Annotated in this window: 21 protein-coding genes; 14 read left to right on the top strand and 7 right to left on the bottom strand. The window is 51.6% G+C overall.

All coding sequences use genetic code 11. The features are described from left to right. Window positions 1-3: 3 nt before the first annotated feature. The 5 genes from ACR8BN_RS19565 (at window position 4) to ACR8BN_RS19545 (ending at window position 5,325) form a co-directional block, all read left to right on the top strand. On the top strand, window positions 4-840 hold the full coding sequence (locus ACR8BN_RS19565; RefSeq protein WP_434747748.1) for a hypothetical protein: 837 nt from the start codon (window positions 4-6) through the stop codon (window positions 838-840). A 384-nt stretch (window positions 841-1,224) separates the two neighbouring features. After that, entirely contained in the window at window positions 1,225-2,565 is a 1,341-nt protein-coding gene (gene frlA, locus ACR8BN_RS19560; protein ID WP_235765317.1) for a fructoselysine/psicoselysine transporter FrlA, read from the top strand. Window positions 2,566-2,586: 21 nt separating this feature from the next. Beyond that, window positions 2,587-3,609 (top strand): fructoselysine 6-phosphate deglycase, encoded by a 1,023-nt coding sequence (gene frlB / locus ACR8BN_RS19555; RefSeq protein WP_069026807.1) that lies wholly within the window; start codon window positions 2,587-2,589, stop codon window positions 3,607-3,609. Between the two features lie 99 nt (window positions 3,610-3,708). Next, on the top strand, window positions 3,709-4,494 hold the full coding sequence (gene frlD / locus ACR8BN_RS19550; RefSeq protein WP_069026943.1) for a fructoselysine 6-kinase: 786 nt from the start codon (window positions 3,709-3,711) through the stop codon (window positions 4,492-4,494). A 99-nt stretch (window positions 4,495-4,593) separates the two neighbouring features. Beyond that, complete coding sequence (locus ACR8BN_RS19545) at window positions 4,594-5,325, top strand: GntR family transcriptional regulator (RefSeq protein WP_022624404.1); 732 nt, start codon at window positions 4,594-4,596, stop codon at window positions 5,323-5,325. Window positions 5,326-5,919: 594 nt separating this feature from the next. Here ACR8BN_RS19545 and ACR8BN_RS19540 read toward each other — a convergent pair. Together ACR8BN_RS19540 and ACR8BN_RS19535 are read right to left on the bottom strand one after the other, a co-directional pair. Beyond that, entirely contained in the window at window positions 5,920-6,441 is a 522-nt protein-coding gene (locus ACR8BN_RS19540; RefSeq protein WP_434747747.1) for a GNAT family N-acetyltransferase, read from the bottom strand. A gap of 109 nt (window positions 6,442-6,550) precedes the next feature. Beyond that, the gene (locus ACR8BN_RS19535; protein ID WP_031591643.1) at window positions 6,551-7,225 is read right to left on the bottom strand and encodes an SOS response-associated peptidase family protein; all 675 of its coding nucleotides are present in this window, start codon (window positions 7,223-7,225) and stop codon (window positions 6,551-6,553) included. A gap of 31 nt (window positions 7,226-7,256) precedes the next feature. Here ACR8BN_RS19535 and ACR8BN_RS19530 point away from each other — a divergent pair, with 31 nt between their 5' ends. Continuing rightward, complete coding sequence (locus ACR8BN_RS19530; protein WP_434747746.1) at window positions 7,257-7,793, top strand: hypothetical protein; 537 nt, start codon at window positions 7,257-7,259, stop codon at window positions 7,791-7,793. 148 nt (window positions 7,794-7,941) lie between these two features. Then, a complete protein-coding gene (locus tag ACR8BN_RS19525; RefSeq protein ID WP_061703200.1) occupies window positions 7,942-8,190 on the top strand; it encodes a hypothetical protein in 249 nt (82 codons plus the stop codon). Window positions 8,191-8,320: 130 nt separating this feature from the next. On the opposite strand, the gene ACR8BN_RS19520 is transcribed toward ACR8BN_RS19525, so the two are convergent. Then, window positions 8,321-8,737, bottom strand: coding sequence for a cell envelope integrity TolA C-terminal domain-containing protein (locus tag ACR8BN_RS19520; RefSeq protein ID WP_227028325.1), 417 nt, complete (start codon window positions 8,735-8,737; stop codon window positions 8,321-8,323). A gap of 327 nt (window positions 8,738-9,064) precedes the next feature. Between ACR8BN_RS19520 and ACR8BN_RS19515 the strand changes: the two genes are divergently transcribed. Then, a complete protein-coding gene (locus ACR8BN_RS19515) occupies window positions 9,065-9,310 on the top strand; it encodes a ParD-like family protein (RefSeq protein WP_010247005.1) in 246 nt (81 codons plus the stop codon). Next, window positions 9,307-10,092: a type I methionyl aminopeptidase gene (gene map / locus ACR8BN_RS19510; RefSeq protein ID WP_010247003.1), complete on the top strand. Its 786-nt coding sequence runs from the start codon at window positions 9,307-9,309 to the stop codon at window positions 10,090-10,092. Before ACR8BN_RS19515 ends, map begins: the two co-directional genes overlap by 4 nt. A gap of 35 nt (window positions 10,093-10,127) precedes the next feature. Here map and ACR8BN_RS19505 read toward each other — a convergent pair whose 3' ends face one another. Beyond that, complete coding sequence (locus tag ACR8BN_RS19505) at window positions 10,128-11,222, bottom strand: sensor domain-containing diguanylate cyclase (RefSeq protein ID WP_115388274.1); 1,095 nt, start codon at window positions 11,220-11,222, stop codon at window positions 10,128-10,130. A gap of 202 nt (window positions 11,223-11,424) precedes the next feature. Then, window positions 11,425-11,733 (bottom strand): hypothetical protein, encoded by a 309-nt coding sequence (locus tag ACR8BN_RS19500; RefSeq protein ID WP_031591637.1) that lies wholly within the window; start codon window positions 11,731-11,733, stop codon window positions 11,425-11,427. 230 nt (window positions 11,734-11,963) lie between these two features. On the opposite strand from ACR8BN_RS19500, the gene ACR8BN_RS19495 reads away from it, so the two are divergent. From ACR8BN_RS19495 to ACR8BN_RS19485, 3 genes are all read left to right on the top strand, one after another. Next, a complete protein-coding gene (locus tag ACR8BN_RS19495) occupies window positions 11,964-12,188 on the top strand; it encodes a hypothetical protein (RefSeq protein WP_010670434.1) in 225 nt (74 codons plus the stop codon). Window positions 12,189-12,190: 2 nt separating this feature from the next. Next, window positions 12,191-12,433, top strand: a complete 243-nt coding sequence (locus ACR8BN_RS19490) for a hypothetical protein (RefSeq protein ID WP_045140060.1) — start codon at window positions 12,191-12,193, stop codon at window positions 12,431-12,433. A gap of 93 nt (window positions 12,434-12,526) precedes the next feature. Next, window positions 12,527-13,213 carry a RipA family octameric membrane protein gene (locus ACR8BN_RS19485; protein WP_033760640.1) on the top strand — a complete coding sequence of 229 codons (687 nt, stop codon included), beginning with the start codon at window positions 12,527-12,529 and terminating at the stop codon, window positions 13,211-13,213. Window positions 13,214-13,434: 221 nt separating this feature from the next. Here the strand turns inward: ACR8BN_RS19485 and ACR8BN_RS19480 are convergent, their stop codons facing one another. Further along, window positions 13,435-14,484 carry an NAD(P)-dependent alcohol dehydrogenase gene (locus ACR8BN_RS19480; protein WP_143789356.1) on the bottom strand — a complete coding sequence of 350 codons (1,050 nt, stop codon included), beginning with the start codon at window positions 14,482-14,484 and terminating at the stop codon, window positions 13,435-13,437. Window positions 14,485-14,595: 111 nt separating this feature from the next. On the opposite strand from ACR8BN_RS19480, the gene ACR8BN_RS19475 reads away from it, so the two are divergent. After that, entirely contained in the window at window positions 14,596-14,988 is a 393-nt protein-coding gene (locus ACR8BN_RS19475; RefSeq protein ID WP_039389774.1) for a winged helix-turn-helix transcriptional regulator, read from the top strand. A 29-nt stretch (window positions 14,989-15,017) separates the two neighbouring features. Here the strand turns inward: ACR8BN_RS19475 and ACR8BN_RS19470 are convergent, their stop codons facing one another. Further along, window positions 15,018-15,839 carry a Cof-type HAD-IIB family hydrolase gene (locus ACR8BN_RS19470; RefSeq protein ID WP_139794655.1) on the bottom strand — a complete coding sequence of 274 codons (822 nt, stop codon included), beginning with the start codon at window positions 15,837-15,839 and terminating at the stop codon, window positions 15,018-15,020. A 254-nt stretch (window positions 15,840-16,093) separates the two neighbouring features. On the opposite strand from ACR8BN_RS19470, the gene ACR8BN_RS19465 reads away from it, so the two are divergent. Continuing rightward, the gene (locus ACR8BN_RS19465; protein ID WP_434747745.1) at window positions 16,094-17,356 is read left to right on the top strand and encodes a DUF1479 domain-containing protein; all 1,263 of its coding nucleotides are present in this window, start codon (window positions 16,094-16,096) and stop codon (window positions 17,354-17,356) included. The last annotated feature ends 48 nt before the right edge of the window (window positions 17,357-17,404 follow it).

Genomic DNA, 17,404 nt, shown 5'->3' with positions numbered 1-17,404 from the left:
GCAGTGAAAATCAACAAATGGTGTTTGTTGCTGTTAGTCGGGGCGACCGCCCTGGCTCAGGCTGCCAGCCGTAATGATATTCCCGCCTGTTATGACTTCGCGAAGTTAAGTCACTATCGTCCGGCAGATAGCGGACGCGAACTGGTGATTATTATTGATCAAACGGTAAAAGTACCGCGGGAAATCAAAAATGCCAGCTGGCAACAAATCCTCCGTTTTACCCAGCCGGGCGATCGGATGGTGCTCTATCAGTTCTCGGCGCTGCTTCAGAATAATTTTATGCAGCGGCTATTCGATGGGCAGCTCGATCCCTTGCTGGCAGATAAAAAGATTCGCGACAGCCTGGGTATGGAGAGCCTGAAGAGCCTTGATCAGTGTCTCGGTCAGCAAAAAGTCTATTTTGGCAAAACCATTGGTGGCCTGATGGCAAAGAGTTTCGCTGAGCAAGGGGACAACATCGCAAAGAGTGAAATTCTGGACAGTCTGAAACGCATCAGTGACGATCTGGCACAGGATAAAGCAGCATCGCGAACGATTTTTCTCATCTCAGATATGCTGGAAAACAGCGCCTTCGACAGCTTCTATCGTAATAATACGATGCGGCTGATCTCCCCTGATAAGGTTTTGCAACTGGTAAAGCAGCAAAACCTGTTGACTGATTTCAGGGGAGCAAAAGTCTTTGTCGCCGGCGCGGGACTCATCGATACGGAGGCAAAGAATAACTATCGATCGGGCAAAATGCTTCAGCAACTGGAAGCGTTCTGGCGGGGTTATTTTACCGCCTCGAATGCTGAAGTTATAAGCTTCGGTGCACCAGCGCTTAACGTTGATTTGAATTAAAACAACAGGGGCGGCCTCCTGCCCCTACTCATTTTTTCTTGCTGCTCTATCTACCGTGTTATGACGCGCATGTCAGCTGCGCCTCTGCGCTTACACCTGCTTCGCTCTCTCATCCTTTTTAACCCGTCTTAAAATAATATTTCTATAAATCAATCGCCTGTTCAATAACCAGCGCTCGCCGTTTCTCCTTGTGATGAATTTGTGATCTCCCTCGTCATTTATATTCATCATGTGTTGTTATATTGGTTATGAGTCATCTCGTTATTACATCATTTGGCGGATTTTCCATCCCCCGGGCGTTGAAGGGGATGCGGCTTTCTGCTGGCGTTATTTCGACGAGCTGCTCTTAACCCTACAACCCTGAAAATTAAAAAAGGTAGCGATATGGAAAGCCAGGATCTGCAACGCAAGCTCGGCTTCTGGGCCGTGCTGGCAATTTCCATCGGCACCACCGTCGGTTCCGGTATCTTCGTTTCGGTTGGTGAAGTAGCAAAAGCGGCAGGTACGCCGTGGCTTACTGTGCTGGCATTTGTCATCGGCGGGCTTATCGTCATTCCGCAGATGTGTGTCTATGCGGAACTCTCCACAGCCTATCCTGAAAACGGTGCCGATTATATTTACCTGAAAAACGCCGGCAGCCGTCCGCTGGCCTTTCTTTCCGGCTGGGCCAGCTTCTGGGCGAATGATGCGCCTTCACTCTCAATCATGGCGCTCGCCATTGTCAGTAATCTGGGCTTTCTGATACCCCTCGATCCGCTGAGCGGCAAGCTGGTAGCGACCGGGCTGATACTGGCTTTTATGGTGCTGCATCTGCGTTCGGTAGAAGGCGGGGCCACCTTTCAGACACTGATCACCATCGCCAAAATCATTCCTTTTGTCATCGTGATCGGCATCGGCATCTTCTGGCTAAAAGGTGACAACTTTGTCGTAGTGGAGAGTGCGGCGACTACCAGTGCTGCAGCAGGCTTTATGGCGCTGCTGGCGGGGATTTCAGCCACAAGCTGGTCCTATACCGGCATGGCGTCGATCTGTTATATGACAGGCGAAATCAAAAATCCGGGCAAAACGATGCCGCGCGCATTGATTGGCTCCTGTCTGCTGGTTCTGGTGCTCTATTCGCTGTTAGCGCTGGTGATTTCAGGTCTGATGCCGTTCGACAGGCTGGCTGCATCCGAAACGCCCATCTCCGATGCCCTCACCTACATTCCGGCGCTCGGCAGCGTAGCAGGTATTTTTGTTGCCGTGACAGCCATTATTGTCATCCTCGGATCGCTCTCCAGCTGTGTGATGTATCAACCCCGGCTGGAATATGCGATGGCCAAAGACAATCTCTTTTTTAAAAGCTTTGCTCACGTTCATCCCCGGTACAACACGCCGGATGTCTCAATCATTTTGCAGTGTGCACTCGGCATTTTCTTTATCTTCGTCTCCGATCTGACCAGCCTGCTCGGCTACTTCACGCTGGTGATGTGTTTTAAGAACACCCTCACCTTCAGTTCCATCATCTGGTGTCGTAAACGCGAAGATTACAAACCGCTGTGGCGCACGCCCGCCTTCGGTCTGATGACCTTCGCCGCTATCGCCTCCAGCCTGATTCTTGTGGCGTCCACGTTCGTATGGGCGCCTGTTCCTGGACTTATTTGTGCCCTGATTGTCATCGCTACCGGTCTGCCCGCTTACGCCTTCTGGGAAAAGCGCAATCGCCGTCTGGCTCACGTTTCTTAACCCTGTCTGGAGAGTTGTTTCATGTTGAATATTGATAAACGCAGTGTGGATTTTCTGGTCACTGAAAACATGGTGCCGGAAGTTGAAAAAATTCTGGAACGGGATGTACCGCGCGTTAACGCCATCGTTGATGAGATGGTGCAACGCGGTATCGATCGCATCTACTTCGTCGCCTGCGGGTCACCGCTCAATGCGGCCCAGACGGCAAAACACCTTGCCGATCGCTTCTCGAGCCTGCAGGTTTATGCGCTTTCCGGCTGGGAATTTTGTGACAACACACCGCATCGTCTTGATGCGCGTTGCGCGGTCATTGGCGTTTCTGATTACGGTAAAACGGAGGAGGTGATTAAAGCGCTGGAGCTGGGTGCGGCCTGCGGCGCGCTGACGGCTGCCTTCACCAAACATCACGACAGCCCGATTACCCAGGCCGCTGATCATGTACTGGCCTATGAAGCGGACTGCATCTGGGAGATTCACCTGCTGCTCTGCTACAGCGTAGTGATCGGGATGATTACCCGTCTCTCACCGCATACCGAGATCGGCAAAATCAAAAACGACCTGCGCAAGTTGCCGCAAGCGCTGGGACATCTGGTGCGCACATGGGAAGATAAAGGCCGTCAGCTGGGCGAACAGGCGAGTCAGTGGCCAATGATCTATACCGTATCGGCCGGTCCGCTGCGTCCGCTGGGCTACAAAGAGGGCATTGTTACCTTAATGGAATTTACCTGGACACACGGTTCCGTGATTGAGAGTGGCGAGTTTCGTCACGGGCCACTGGAGGTCGTCGAGCCTGGCGTGCCTTTCCTGTTTTTGCTTGGCAGCGATGAAAGTCGCCATACCACCGAACGGGCTATCCGCTTCGTGCGTGAGCGTACCGACAACGTGATTGTTATTGATTACGCGGAAATTTCTCAGGGACTGCATCCGTGGCTGGCACCTTTCCTGATGTTCGTCCCAATGGAGTGGCTCTGCTATTACCTCTCTATTTATAAAGATCACAACCCAGACGATCGCCGTTACTACGGCGGATTAGTTGAGTATTAATCCTTTTGCCTGGTCTGAAGAAGACCAGGCGTTTCTACCAGGAGACGCGAAATGAAAAAGGACGATGCAGCAGCAGGTGAAGCAACGCAACCTGACGGAATGATGCGCCTGGCGACGGTGGGCGATAACTGCGTGGATATCTATCCTCAACTCAACAAAGCCTTTTCCGGCGGCAATGCCGTGAATGTCGCAGTCTACAGCAGGCGTTATGCCATGCAGTCTGCTTGCGTGAGTTGGGTGGGTGATGATGCGTATGGTGCAATACTGAAGCGTGACCTGCTGCAACAAGGGGTGGATATTTCTCATCTGCACACGAAAGCTGGCATGACCGCGCAAACCCAGGTTGAGCTGCGCAACAACGATCGCATTTTGGGCGATTACACCGAAGGTGTTATGGCGGATTTTACATTGAGTCATGAAGACATAGCATGGCTCAACGGCTTTGATATGATCCATTCCGCGGTCTGGGGACACGCTGAGGCGGCGCTGCCGGTGCTAAAAGCGTCTGGAAAAATCGTCTCGTTCGACTTTGCCGACAAATGGGAAAACCCACTGTGGCAGAGCTTACCGCCGCATCTTGATTACCTGTTTGCGTCGGCGCATGTCGAATCGGCCTGGCTGCGTGACCGGCTGCAAACCGTGGTGGAGGGCGGCACGGGCGTCGCGATTGCCACGCTGGGCGAAAATGGCAGCCTGGCCTGGGATGGAAAACAGTTCTGGCGTATGCCGCCTGAACCAGTGGATGTGGTAGATACGATGGGGGCGGGTGACTCTTACATTGCAGGCTTTCTCTGCGCAGTTGCTGTCGGTGAGCCAATCGCACAGGCCATGAAGCAGGGATCGCACTGTGCCGCCCGGACATTGAGTTATCATGGCGCCTGGTAAAACCTGGGTTGGCGTGACACTCCGCGCGCCAGCCCCTATGACTCCGCTATAAAGCCTCCTATAATCACTTTCATTATTTTCAACTGTCAGGGTCGACTCATGCCAGCGACGGCGCGATATTCACATCAACTGCTCTATGCCACAGTACGTCAACGCCTGCTGGATGATATTGCACAGGGCATTTACCTGCCGGGCCAACAGATCCCGACCGAAAGCGACTTATGCACGTTATATAACGTCAGCCGCATTACGATTCGCAAGGCGATAACGGAACTGGTTAAAGATGGCGTGTTGATCCGCTGGCAGGGAAAAGGAACTTTTGTGCAGAGCAACAAGGTTGAAAATGCGCTGCTAACGGTGAGTGGTTTTACTGATTTTGGTGTTTCGCAGGGAAAGCCGACGCGTGAAGAAGTGATTGAACAGGAGCGAGTCAGTAGTGATCCCTTCTGCGAAAGGCTTAATATTGCTGGTAACGGCGAAATGTTTCGCCTGCTGCGGGTGATGTATCTTGATAACGAGCCGCTGTTCATCGACTGTTCGTGGATCCCTCTCTCACGTTATCCCGGCTTTGATCAGGTTTATCACGCAGGTGCTTCAACTTATAAACTTTTCCAGCAAAAATATGACAGTCGCGTAGTCAGCGACAAAAAAACCATCGATATTTTTACCGCCACAAAAGCGGAAGCGCTCAGGTTGCAGTGCGAGCTGGGCGAACCGCTGTTTCGCATCAGTAAGATCGCTTACGATCAGAACGATAAACCGGTGCACTATTCAGAGCTCTTCTGCCGGGCAAACCGCGTCACTCTGACAATTGATAATCATCGTCACTGAAAATTACTGGCAGAGAAATAACGGCGCCGTGGCACGTTTCTCTTTAATCAGCAGCGGCTACCTGACACCCATTTCCGGTAATTTAATGCTGCCGCGGCAAGGCGATTTTTTCCTTTGATGTACCGTTAACACAATGCGCGTTTAAAAGAATTGCTCGCGACTCTCAGGAACCTACCATCCGCCAGCTCGCGCTTATTCCCTGGCAAGTGAACTTCCCCATGCCTGATCCTGCATCCAAAATGGCTGCACATGAAGCAAGACGTTTAACAATTTTCCCATCGCCCAGAAAGCCGATGTCCTGATTATGAACAGCAGAGCCTGGTTCTCTTTGCCATCGTCCCTGAGCCATTGCATTCTCCGACGAGACTGAGTTTCTTCGGGATGCCATGATCAACAGCCAGGTTAACTCAGCAGACGCAACCCGGGAGCCAATCCCTTCCAGAATAGCGACGCGTGCACGTGTAAGCAGCATCACTCTGTAACAACGATGCTCAACGCTACAGCGCGCTCAAAGCGAATTTTATAGAGCATCATCTACAGCTCGCACTGATTGACCAGAAACGATAGGTACTGAGCAGGACGGAGATGCCCTCCTCACCCCCGTTTTTGATTCCATTCATCCTGACTCAGGCTAAAGAGCATGCTTTCAGGCGCATTTTCCACATCATAAATATCCCGGGTATGCCGGAGGCCGGCATTAATCAGAACCTTATGTGAAGCCAGATGATTTGCTCTTACGACTGCAGAAATTTCAGACAGTTTTATCTCTTCGAACCCATAACTAACCGCATAGTTCGCAAATTCCGTCGCCAGACCTTTTCCCCAGGCTTCCGGGGAGAAACGATACCCCAGATTATTGATCGTGATATCGGCAAAGCTTCTGATGCTCAATCCCCCAAAACCGATGATTCTTTCTGGATTATCCCGAAGCGAGATAGCCCAACTGCCGAAGCCATTTGATTCCCAGTGACTGATAGAGCGCGATAGCACTTCCCGTGAATGCTGGATATCCGGATGAGGGCCCGCGGGATTAAACGTATTCGTCGCAGGGTCGCCGTAGATCCTGTAAAGATCATCGGCATCTGATGGGGTGACTGGCCGAAGAAACAACCGCATAGTGTCTGGCTGCAAAATAAACGCTCTCAGATTAAGAAACGAGTGATCCTGTTTTTATATCGGGAAACGGTGCGGGAAACTATGTAAATCTCTCACTTCATCGGCCTGTTCAGTCAGGCTTGATCTCTTTAATAAGCGCTTCACCCTGATTGTGGATGTTCCCGACTTTGGCTGTAACAGGATGCCAGGTGAAGTCCTTCTCAGGCAGTGCGGCTTCATGTGCAATTTCCTGAGCACGTTCCGACGTGGTTTCTGCACTGAGCCATTCGCGTACAGCATCCGCACTTAAAACCAGCGGGCGTCGATCATGGATATCAACCATGCCTTTATTGCTCGCTGCCGTTACGATAACAAAACCCTCATGCCCATGATCCTTACCATAAGGAGCTTTGCCGATAGCGGCGAAGAACAGCGGCTCTTTCTCTATGTGGTAGATAAAGTAAGGCTGTTTTTTATCGCCCTCTCGCTTCCATTCATACCAGCCATTGGCAGGAACAATGGCACGGCCATGATCCCACAGCGGTTTGAACATGCGTCCCGTCGCAGCGGTTTCACCACGTGCATTGATGAGAGGTTGTTTGTCCCACCACTCCGGACCGTAACCCCAGTAAACCGGATCAAAGTGCAGTTCATTATCCCGCTCATTGAGCAAGAGTACTTTGGTGCCTGGAGCTACGTTAAAGCGGTCTATGGGCTCTGGGTCATAAGTGATTTCATCGGGCTTCAGCTCCAGGGATTCAAAGTAATCGTCTCTGCTGCTGTACTGCGCAAACCGTCCACACATGGGCACCTCCTCTCATAAGGATAGCGCAGCGTTGAACGAGTTAAATAAATCTAAAAAAATTGTTTATCTGGCTGAAGATATCGTGATTTTTGACGAGAACATGATTAATGAATATGAAAATACTGGAGCCGTAATGAAGGGAATTATTTTAAGTCTGACTATAGTGTCACTGATTGCGGCCTCGTTTACAGCTGATGCGCGCGGCCATCGTGGTGGGGGTGGGCATAGAAGCTACAGCCATAGTTTTAGTTCAGGTTATTCATCACAAACAACGACACCCAGAATCAAGAAGAGATATTCCAGCGCCAAGCGAACGGCGAGATATGCTACAGCGGGCGCAGCAGGTTACGGCGCATACCAGGCCCATAACTACACGTCATCCTACGTGCGTGAGAAGGGCCGTCAGGCCGCAAGAAAATCCTCAACGAACAGCGATGACAGCCAGTATAAAAATCAGCCCCAGGCTCAGCCGGTTAGCCAGAATATGGCGCCGACATGTTCACCCTTATCTATGGCAAGCCAGCCGGGCTATACAAACCTGCCTGTATGCCTGGGCAGTGTTAATTGATTTCCAGGCCTTGTAACTAAGAAACGACGATGAATTGATATTTTTCAGAAAGACAAATTTTACAAAATGCCACTTATCGCACTCCGGAGAGGTCATATTTTAGTGACTTCGTAGCGACACAAACCTTTAATAATATGAGAAATGACTCATGAGCATAGTTTTTATACCTGCCCTCATCCCATTACTGATGAGAATTGAGAATGAGAAAGGAAGCCCGCTTACTGAGCAGGAAGTCAGTAGCATCCGTGATAATGCCACAACTATCGAAGTGCCGCGTGATGTTGCTCTCGCCATGGCTGAATGTCGCGGTTACTTCGATATCAACCCTGAAAATTGCTGGGCTGAATGGAGCTTTTACCGGAGTAAGAGTTTGCTGTCTGTTGCTGACAACGGATAACTGCATCGCGGTGCACAGTTTTAGCAGCAGGTATCTGACGGCATAGCTTCAGAGCAGCATGGTGCCTTATGGGATTGTGAGTTTAGACTTTTAAGTGCAACGCTTAACACTTTCCTTAAGCTATGTAATCTTATTGCGGAGCAAAATGTATCGGAATTTCATCCTTCATAAAGGCGGGTCTCTTTGGAAAAGTGTGGGCATTTGCAGCTTGTTTAATTGCTTCAATTGCAGCAGCGCACAGAGCTGGATCTCCGCCCTGAACATTGATGCTTATCGGAGGCTCGCCTTCCGGCTGCCTGATCCTTACATCACATGTTTTACCGCGATAATTATCTGCATCGAAAAACCGATATTGTATTGCTGTAACAGCCTGGCAGAGCCAAAGCTGAGTTTCACGCTCTTGAGTTTGCTGTGGTGTCTGAGATTCACACTGACTTTTAATCTCTGGCGCGTCGGGAGTCTTAATTCCCTTTTGCCGGATGTGATTTGTGCTCATATGGCATCCTGAAACGGCCAATGTGGCAGTTAAAGCAATTATTCTTTTCATAATTACATCCCTGATATTTCCCGGATTTTATAGCATCAATGCTACAGACTTAATATCCATAGCCACCAGAAAAACCCAGTATTTCATCTGCTCAGTCATCAGCTACGTTTTCAGGAAAAAGACAGTTTTTCGGCGGGGCTGCCCTACTGTTACCTGGCAATACACACCTTCCTGTTATCTATAAATTTTTCTGTCCCGACCGAAATGCGTTGCCGTTGGTCATCATTCTGTACCCTGCTTCAGACGCGCAACAATCTCCCCCCTCTTTTCAAATCACGCCGTTGGCGTTAAGCTATACGAAACATATACGTTTCATATAAGGCTTGCATGGGTATCGTAAAAATCTCCGACCTGATGCATGAGAATCTGCGCATCGCCAGTCAGGCGATGAGCCGTTCAATTAATGCACAGGCAGAACACTGGCTAAAACTCGGTATGCTGGCTGAACTCTATCCGCAGCAGACCCAACATCAACTGGCGCAGATGCTAATCCGGCTTGAACTGGAAGGCAGCGCTGATATACGCAATATGCTCCCTAAAGAGAGCCTCACCACACAAGGAGACGTGTCATGAACAGCGTTAAAATTCATACCGCAGCGGAAATCGAAATGGCACGGGCAGCCGGACAGGCTGCGGCTCAGGTGCTGGCGATGATTACACCTCACGTGCGCCCCGGCATCACGACTGAAGAACTGGATGATATCTGTCACGATTTTATTGTGAATGAGCTTAAAGTGACGCCAGCAAACATCGGTTATCACGGTTATACCCGCACCACCTGCACGTCGGTCAATCATGTGGTCTGCCACGGCATCCCGGCCAGCAAAAAACTCAAGGATGGCGATATCGTTAATATCGATGTAGCGATCATCAAAGATGGCTGGTATGGCGATACCAGCCGGATGTACTTTGTCGGCACACCGTCAGTCCGTGCCAAACGTCTGGTGGAGATCACCTATCAGTCGATGGTCGCCGGTATCAAAACCGTCCGTCCTGGCGCGACGCTGGGTGATGTGGGCGCGGCTATCCAGCGTGTTGCCGAATCGGCTGGCTTCTCGGTAGTTCGTGAATATTGCGGTCACGGCGTCGGTGAAATTTACCACACCGATCCTCAGGTGCTGCACTACGGCACGCCGGGCGAAGGAATGCCACTGAAAGCAGGAATGATTTTCACTATCGAACCGATGATTAATGCCGGTAAAGCCGGAACCAGCGTGCTGTCAGATGGCTGGACGGTGGTCACCAAAGATCGCTCGCTCTCGGCGCAATGGGAACACACCGTCGCCGTCACCGATGAGGGTTTTGATCTGCTCACGCCCTGGCCTGAAGGCACCGGCGACTACCCGGCGATTTAATCTCTCAGCCTGAGCCACGCTCTCAGGCTGCATTGTTAACTGCTCCTGACTTCACTCAGCGTTTCCAGCGTGCCGGAATGCCAGACTTGCACATCGTTACGTCCGGCGCGCTTGACCTGATACAGCGCCTCGTCGGCGCATCTCAGCCATTCATGAATTGTCGCCGCATCGCATGCCGGTGCAATCCCGATACTCACCGAGCACTGAAAGGTGGATGAAGCCGGCAGCCGCAGCAGGGCAATCCCCTGTCTGATCTGCGCTGCCAGCAACATGATGCTGGGTTCATCCGCATCCCGCACAATCACACACAGCTCATCGCCGCCAAAGCGGGCAGGTATATCTTTCAGGCCGACGCTGTCCCGCAGCAGTGCCGAGATCTCTGCCAGCAGAAAGTCGCCCGCTTCATGCCCGAAGGTGTCATTAACCTGTTTGAAGTGATCGACATCCAGCAGCATCAGCCAGGCTTTACCCTCACCTCGCTGTGTACGTAAAAACTCGCTTTCAAGCCGCCGCTCAAACAGACGGCGGTTAGGTATTTTCAGACCGGGATCCATCAGCGCAATGCGTTCCAGCTCCTGATTCTTCTTTCGCAGACTCAGGGTCAGATTGTGTGAAACCACGCTGAGCGCCAGCAGATAGCCGCTGGCGAGCGGCAGAGTCAGCCAGACGGTGCGGGTAGAGAAAGTCAGCTGCAAAGGCGCCTTTTCCGCTAACCAGACCATTAAAAAGGTCAAAAGAAAAGCCTGCAGAGCAGACTTCAGCTGAACCCAACCGCCCGCCGAGTAACGATCAGAGATCAGTACCGCCATGATAATAATCGAGGGAAGCGGACTCAGCGCCATGGTTGCCACCCAGAAGCCGCCGAAAGCGGCATCCAGTGTCAGATTCTTACGTTCAAAACCTGTGGGATCGCGCGATCGCAATGCCAGTCTGAAGGCCGCATAGGGCCAGACAAACGCATTAGTAAATAGCAGTGCGCAGAGCTCCGGGCTTTTTCCCATCTCCATCAATACTGACAGAATGGGCAGAAAACAGAGAAAGGTGCCGAGCTGGCGCATCATGAACATGCGGCGCACAAATCGCGTCGAACGGCGCTTCAGTTGAATATCGTCAGGAGTGTAGTAGTTCATATGCAGACTGAAGCAGCAACGGGTTATGGCAGTTTATCGGTAATTAATAAATCTGGGTAAATTATTTACAGAATATTCTTATTGCGGGCCGCAAAAGACATCTCGTCAGGCTGTGACTTGTGTGTCGGGGACGATGGCAGTCAGGGAACAATGGCAGTAATGTGAGAAGATACCGCGCGCCATGAATACGCGCGGAGGCTGTTTATCGGCGGCCTTTAACCACTGAGGCAGACCAGTTGAAATCGCTGACTTCGCTGGCGGTCATTGAAGAAGGTTTTTTCTTACGCAGTGGTTTTTTCTTCTCCTTTTCAGCCTGCGCTCTCTGCTTCTCCATTTTGCTGGTCATGATGATCTGACGAGCTTCACTATTGAATTCTTTCTCTTTTTTGCTATCTGGCTCTTTACCGGTTCGTTGACGGTACTTCTCGGCCAGGCCCTTATAGGTTTGCTCGACGGCCAGTCGTTCATCAGCGTTGAACTGATCAATGGAAATCATCTTTTTATCGTTCATAGCGGCGTGTCCTGTGGCGAGTTATCCCGGCAAGTGTACCGCATTTGCGGTCCGTTAACGCAGGGAATGGCATTAATCCGGTGGGCTTCTGATTCCGTCAGCACACGCAACCCGGTAATTTCTCTGAAACCTGCGCTTAGCCCTGTAATAATTAGGGTTATCTCTTAATATAAAACTAATGTTCATCAGGTTTACTGGCAGTGACCACGTACTGCCGAGGAGCTGAAGGAATGATAAAAGAGACCGATCGCCTGTCACAGGCATTATTACGGCGGCATGGGATTGGCGTTAAACAGAAACGTATACACTTCCGTGGCAGGGATCTGCTGTTTCAGCTGCACAACGCACGCTATGAGGTTTTCAACGGCGATCGCTGCATAGCGACCGTCGATACCAACAATATCAATGAAGCCATTAAGCAGTTTAAAGCGCTGGACCAGCCTGGGGAGAAATAGCCATGCCAGACTATCGTCTGTTTCAGAAAGAGCAAACAGTCAGAGCCGTGAACACTGAGCGGCAGGATCAGCAGGACGCGTTAATGGCTGATGGCTATAAGATGGCGTGGGACGTGGTGCATGCAGATAACGCCGATGCCGCCCTGCTGCGCTATCAGCAACTGCGTCACGAAGAGGATAATGCTGAGCAGAATTTCGCAAACGATTCAGTTTTAAGTAGTCTGATAAACCTGATATCCCGCTGAGTCAGTGCGGGGCTGAAGGTATAAAGCCAAAGTTACTGTTAATTCATGCTGTGCTGATTAGAATAAAGAAAATTTCCCGAATACAGGTTTCTGATGAAAATCACCATTCACAAAGAAGATGAGCTGTTTATGCACAACTTCTTTGCTGCGCCATGCCACACCGTTGAAACAGACTCACCACAGGCACAACAGATTCAACAATCGCTACAGCTGGCCATCCAGCAAAAAGGTGCAGAGGCCGATGGCGACTGGAAACGTAGCCTGACTTTTTTGATTCTGTTTCTCTTTTTATATGCTGCGCTGGGTGCCTCGCTGACGCTTGATCTCAGCACCACGGGCACGCCTCATAAGAGTATTGAATATGCGCTGGAAGCGATTCCGGTGCTGATCGCCTTCTCCGGCTTCTTCATCTCTATTCTCTATCTGTTCCTGACCCGCGCCAGCGCGCGTAAACAGCGTAACTGGGAAAGGACTATCCTGGTACTGGAGAAATACTCCATCGGAAATCTGTTTAAAGCGACGCATACCCAGGGCGGTGGTACCAGCAACTACTCCGTACCCAATCTTTCCATTTCGCTCGCTCTGTTTATCTGCCTGACCTGGCTGGTGATTTATAATTATCTGACGTTTACCACCAGCGGGGTGTTTGGCAGTGTCATCTCTCTGTTTATCAGCACCATGGTTTATGTGATTCTGGATATTCAGCTTCTCAAGCCTTTTACCCATGCTGTTGAGAAAGAAGAAGCGGAAAAGAGCGACACGGATAAAGAGCAGGATTAACTGCACCCCGTAAACGTCAAAACAGATACCCGGTCAATGAGCCGGGTATTTTTTTGTTTAATCAGAACGATCTTGCTGCAAGACCTCTGCTGCACGGAATTTAATGAGGTGGGCCGATACTAATACATATTGGCATGTTGTAACTATAGACGGACTTTATCATTCGGGTTCAGCCCGGGTAAAGGTCAGACGGTCCGCTTTCACAGCGGACCGTGTATTCATCACCAGTGGGTTTTCTGCATATCGATGACAAAACGATATTTCACATCGCTGGTCAGCATACGTTCAAAGGCAGTTTCGACCTCTTCACCGGTGATCATCTCAACGTCAGCCGTGATGTTGTGCTGACCACAGAAGTCGAGCATCTGCTGCGTCTCCTGAATACTGCCAATCGAGGTGCCACTGATGCTCAGGCGACGAAACACCATCGGTGTCACATTCGGTGACGGATGAGGTTGATCGGGAATGCCCACCAGCACCAGCTGACCATTGGTTTTCAGCGCACCGAGATAAGGATCGAGGTCGTGTGGTGCAGCGACACAGTCCAGAATGATATCCAGTGACGCCTGGCAGTCAGCCATTTGTGCGGCGTCTCGTGAGATCACCACGTTCTTAGCGCCGAGCCGGCGTGCATCTTCCCCTTTCGCCGGAGAAGCAGTAAACAGGGTAACTTCTGCGCCCAGTGCACTGGCCAGTTTAACCGCCATATGACCCAGTCCCCCGAGCCCGACCACACCCACACGATCGCCTGCTTTGACGTTAAAATGCTGCAACGGTGACCAGACGGTCACGCCAGCGCACAGCAGCGGTGCCACCGCATTCAGCGCCAGATTGTCGGGCACCGTGACCACAAAGTGCTGGTCGGCGATGACATGCTGGGCATAGCCACCAAATGTCGTATTGCCGGTGTATTTATCCGTGCCGTTGTAGGTCGGCGTGAAACCCGCCTCACAATATTGCTCTTCCTGCTGCTGACAGAAATGGCATTCACCGCACGAGTCGACCATCACGCCAATGCCAACCGTTTCCCCGGCGGCAAATTTAGTGACGTTGCCCCCCACAGCGACTACACGTCCGACAATTTCGTGACCGGGAACCAGCGGATAGCGGCTGACGCCCCATTCATTACGGGCCATATGCAGATCGGAGTGACAGACACCGCAGTAAAGAATTTCGATTTTCACATCGTCAGCCTGCAGCTCGCGTAACTCTACCTGGCCTGCCCGAAGCGGCTGGTCTGCCTGGGACGCTATCAGCGCGTTAATTTTCATCTGTTGCCTCTTCTCACCTGGTGGTCGTAAAGAAAGCGGCCCACTATAGACACACGGAAACCCATTTGGTAGTAGTTACCTTTTGGTTACCGTACTAATTGGGAAGTCACTATGCCGGTCTGGGTTGAAGGAAAACTTTGCTTTTATGCGGATTCACCGCCGCGCCGCCTGCTGGAACTTTTTTCGGTGAAGTGGAGCACGATGGTGCTGCATGCGCTCTATCACTGGCCGGAAAACCGGGCACGCACAGGCGAACTGGAGCGCAGCCTGCAGGGTATTTCGAAGAAGATGCTGATTCAGACGTTGCGTGAGCTGGAGCAGCGCGGACTGGTGTCGCGTCAGGTCTGGCAGGTGGTGCCACCAAAAGTGGAATACAGCCTTACGCCGTTGGGACATACCTTCGCCCAGCCAATTGAGCAGATGTATCAGTGGGGACTGGAGAATCAGGCTGCGCTGGATGAAATGGAACATCACACGCGCAGCCATCAGGAGAGTGGCGGATAGAACACCGCCTGTTCTCACGCAGTGCAGGCTTAATCGAACGGGAATTCGCGCGCCAGCACGCGGGAAATGACATTCAGCGCGCCTTCATCATTGTTGCTCTGAGTCTGATAGCGCGCCACGGCAGCGACCGAATCAGCCGCATTGGCCATCGAGAAACTGAAGCAGGCCTGACGCAGCATCTCAATATCATTGGCGCTGTCACCAATCGCCAGCACTTCGCAATCGCTGATGCCCCATTTTTCCTGCAGCAACGCAATGCCATGTGCCTTATGGCAGCCGGGAATAATGAGATCAATAAAGCCAAAACCGCTGGATACCGGATGCATGATGTTTTCCAGCTCACCCAGACTGGAATGCAGTCTTTGCAGCAGTGCATCCACCCCTTCGTGCTCCAGCTTCAGCGAGAATTTGAATATGGTGTCGTCGATGGCATAGAGGTCATCGCGTTTTTCCAGCCGGTGATAGTGGTTTGCAAGCATTGCCATCACCTCGTCAGAGGTAGATGAATGCATATAGGCGCCGTTGCGTCCACAGACCACGACCGCGATGTCAGGTTCATGCGCCAGGATATCAAGGATCTTATGCACTTTCTCCTGAGCTAAATCTCCGCAGAAGATCTCTTCATTACAGTCAGAGACCCATGCGCCATTTTCCGCCACGAAAGCGATCTCGTCTTTGATGTCGGGAAAATAGCGCTGCAGCTGGTAATACTGATTACCACTGGCCACCACAAAACGGATGCCCTTCTGCTTCAGCAGCGCATACTGACGTGAAAACCGCTGAACATTGTACTGCTTATTGTCGTCCAGAAAGGTGCCGTCCATATCCACCGCAATCATCTTAACCGCCATCTCGCCTGCCCCTCTACGTTCGCCGTTCTGTCCTTTCGGCTGATTGATTTGATTCATAAAGCTTACTCGCTGTGTGGATTAATGAGAATGCAAATAGTGACTTTGCTAACGGCTTTCAGAGCGTTCCGGTTCCGGAGTTGTGTTATCACGCACGTTTTTTTTCGTTAAAAGGATGTTAACCTCAGCCACATATTACGAATGAAGGTTATTTCAATTACATTCGTAACTCAACCCCAGACATTCAGGAGCATGAGATGCGTGAAGAATCCCGATCAACCCCTTTACCTGACGACGTCAAAGCCGCTATTCGCGAGATGAAACAGCAGTTACGTCAACAGATTGGTGATGTCGATGCCCTATTCCGCCAGGTTTGCGACAACATTAATGCTGCGATTGCTGAAGCAAAAGCAGATGAAAAGCGCACGGGCAGCGCCTGGCCAGTAGTGCCCATGCAGGACATTGCGGCGGGCAAGGTTTCGGATGAAACCCGGGCGCTGATTAAACGTCGCGGCTGTGTGGTAATTAAGCAGCACTTCGCGCGTGAGCAGGCGCTGGCATGGGATAAGTCGATGCTCGACTATCTGGATCACAACCGGTTTGACGAACACTATCGCGGCCCCGGAGATGACTTTTTTGGATCGCTGGCCGCCTCCCGTCCTGAAATCTATCCGATTTACTGGTCACAGGCGCAAATGCAGGCGCGGCAGAGCGCGGCAATGGCTGACGCGCAATCTTTTCTGAACCGGTTATGGAAGTCTGAATCGCAGGGCAGGCAGTGGTTTGACCCGGATGTCAGCGTTATCTATCCCGATCGCATCCGTCGCCGCTTGCCGGGCACCACGTCGAAAGGATTAGGCGCCCATACCGATTCCGGCGCGCTGGAACGCTGGTTACTCCCCGCGTATCAGCAGGTTTTCAGTAAGCTGTTTCACGGTGATTTTGCCGCTTACGATCCGTGGGATGCGGCTCACCGCACCGAAGTGGATGAGTATGATCTGCCGGGTACCACCAAATGTTCCGTATTCCGGACCTTTCAGGGCTGGACCGCACTCTCTGACATGATCCCCGGTCAGGGCCTGCTGCACGTGGTACCTGTGCCGCAGGCGATGGCCTATGTCCTGCTGCGCCCGCTGCTTTCAGACGTACCTGAAGATGAACTGTGTGGCGTCGCACCAGGCCGGGTGTTGCCCATAAATGAACAGTGGCATCCGCACCTGATTGCCGGACTCTGTTCAATACCGGCCTTAGAGGCGGGCGATTCGGTATGGTGGCACTGTGATGTGATCCACGCCGTTGCACCGGTTGAAGATCAGCAGGGCTGGGGCAATGTGATGTATATCCCTGCTGCGCCAATGTGTGACAAAAACCGCGCCTATGCCCGGCGGGTTGCACAGGCCCTGGAGCAGGGACGTTCGCCGGGAGATTTTCCGCCGGAAGATTATGAAACAGAGTGGGACCAGCGCTTTACGCTGCAGGATCTCAATCTCAACGGACGCCGGGCGCTGGATTTGTCCTGACCCCAATCCCGCGTTGTACACCGGCGCGGGATATCCCTGCTACACTGT

Origin of the sequence: Pantoea sp. Lu_F5_004 (assembly GCF_051136245.1) — a bacterium.
GTDB classification, from domain to species: Bacteria; Pseudomonadota; Gammaproteobacteria; order Enterobacterales; family Enterobacteriaceae; genus Pantoea; species Pantoea agglomerans.
Note: the sequence above shows the minus strand (reverse complement) of the source record. Positions and strands in the feature narration are given on the sequence as shown.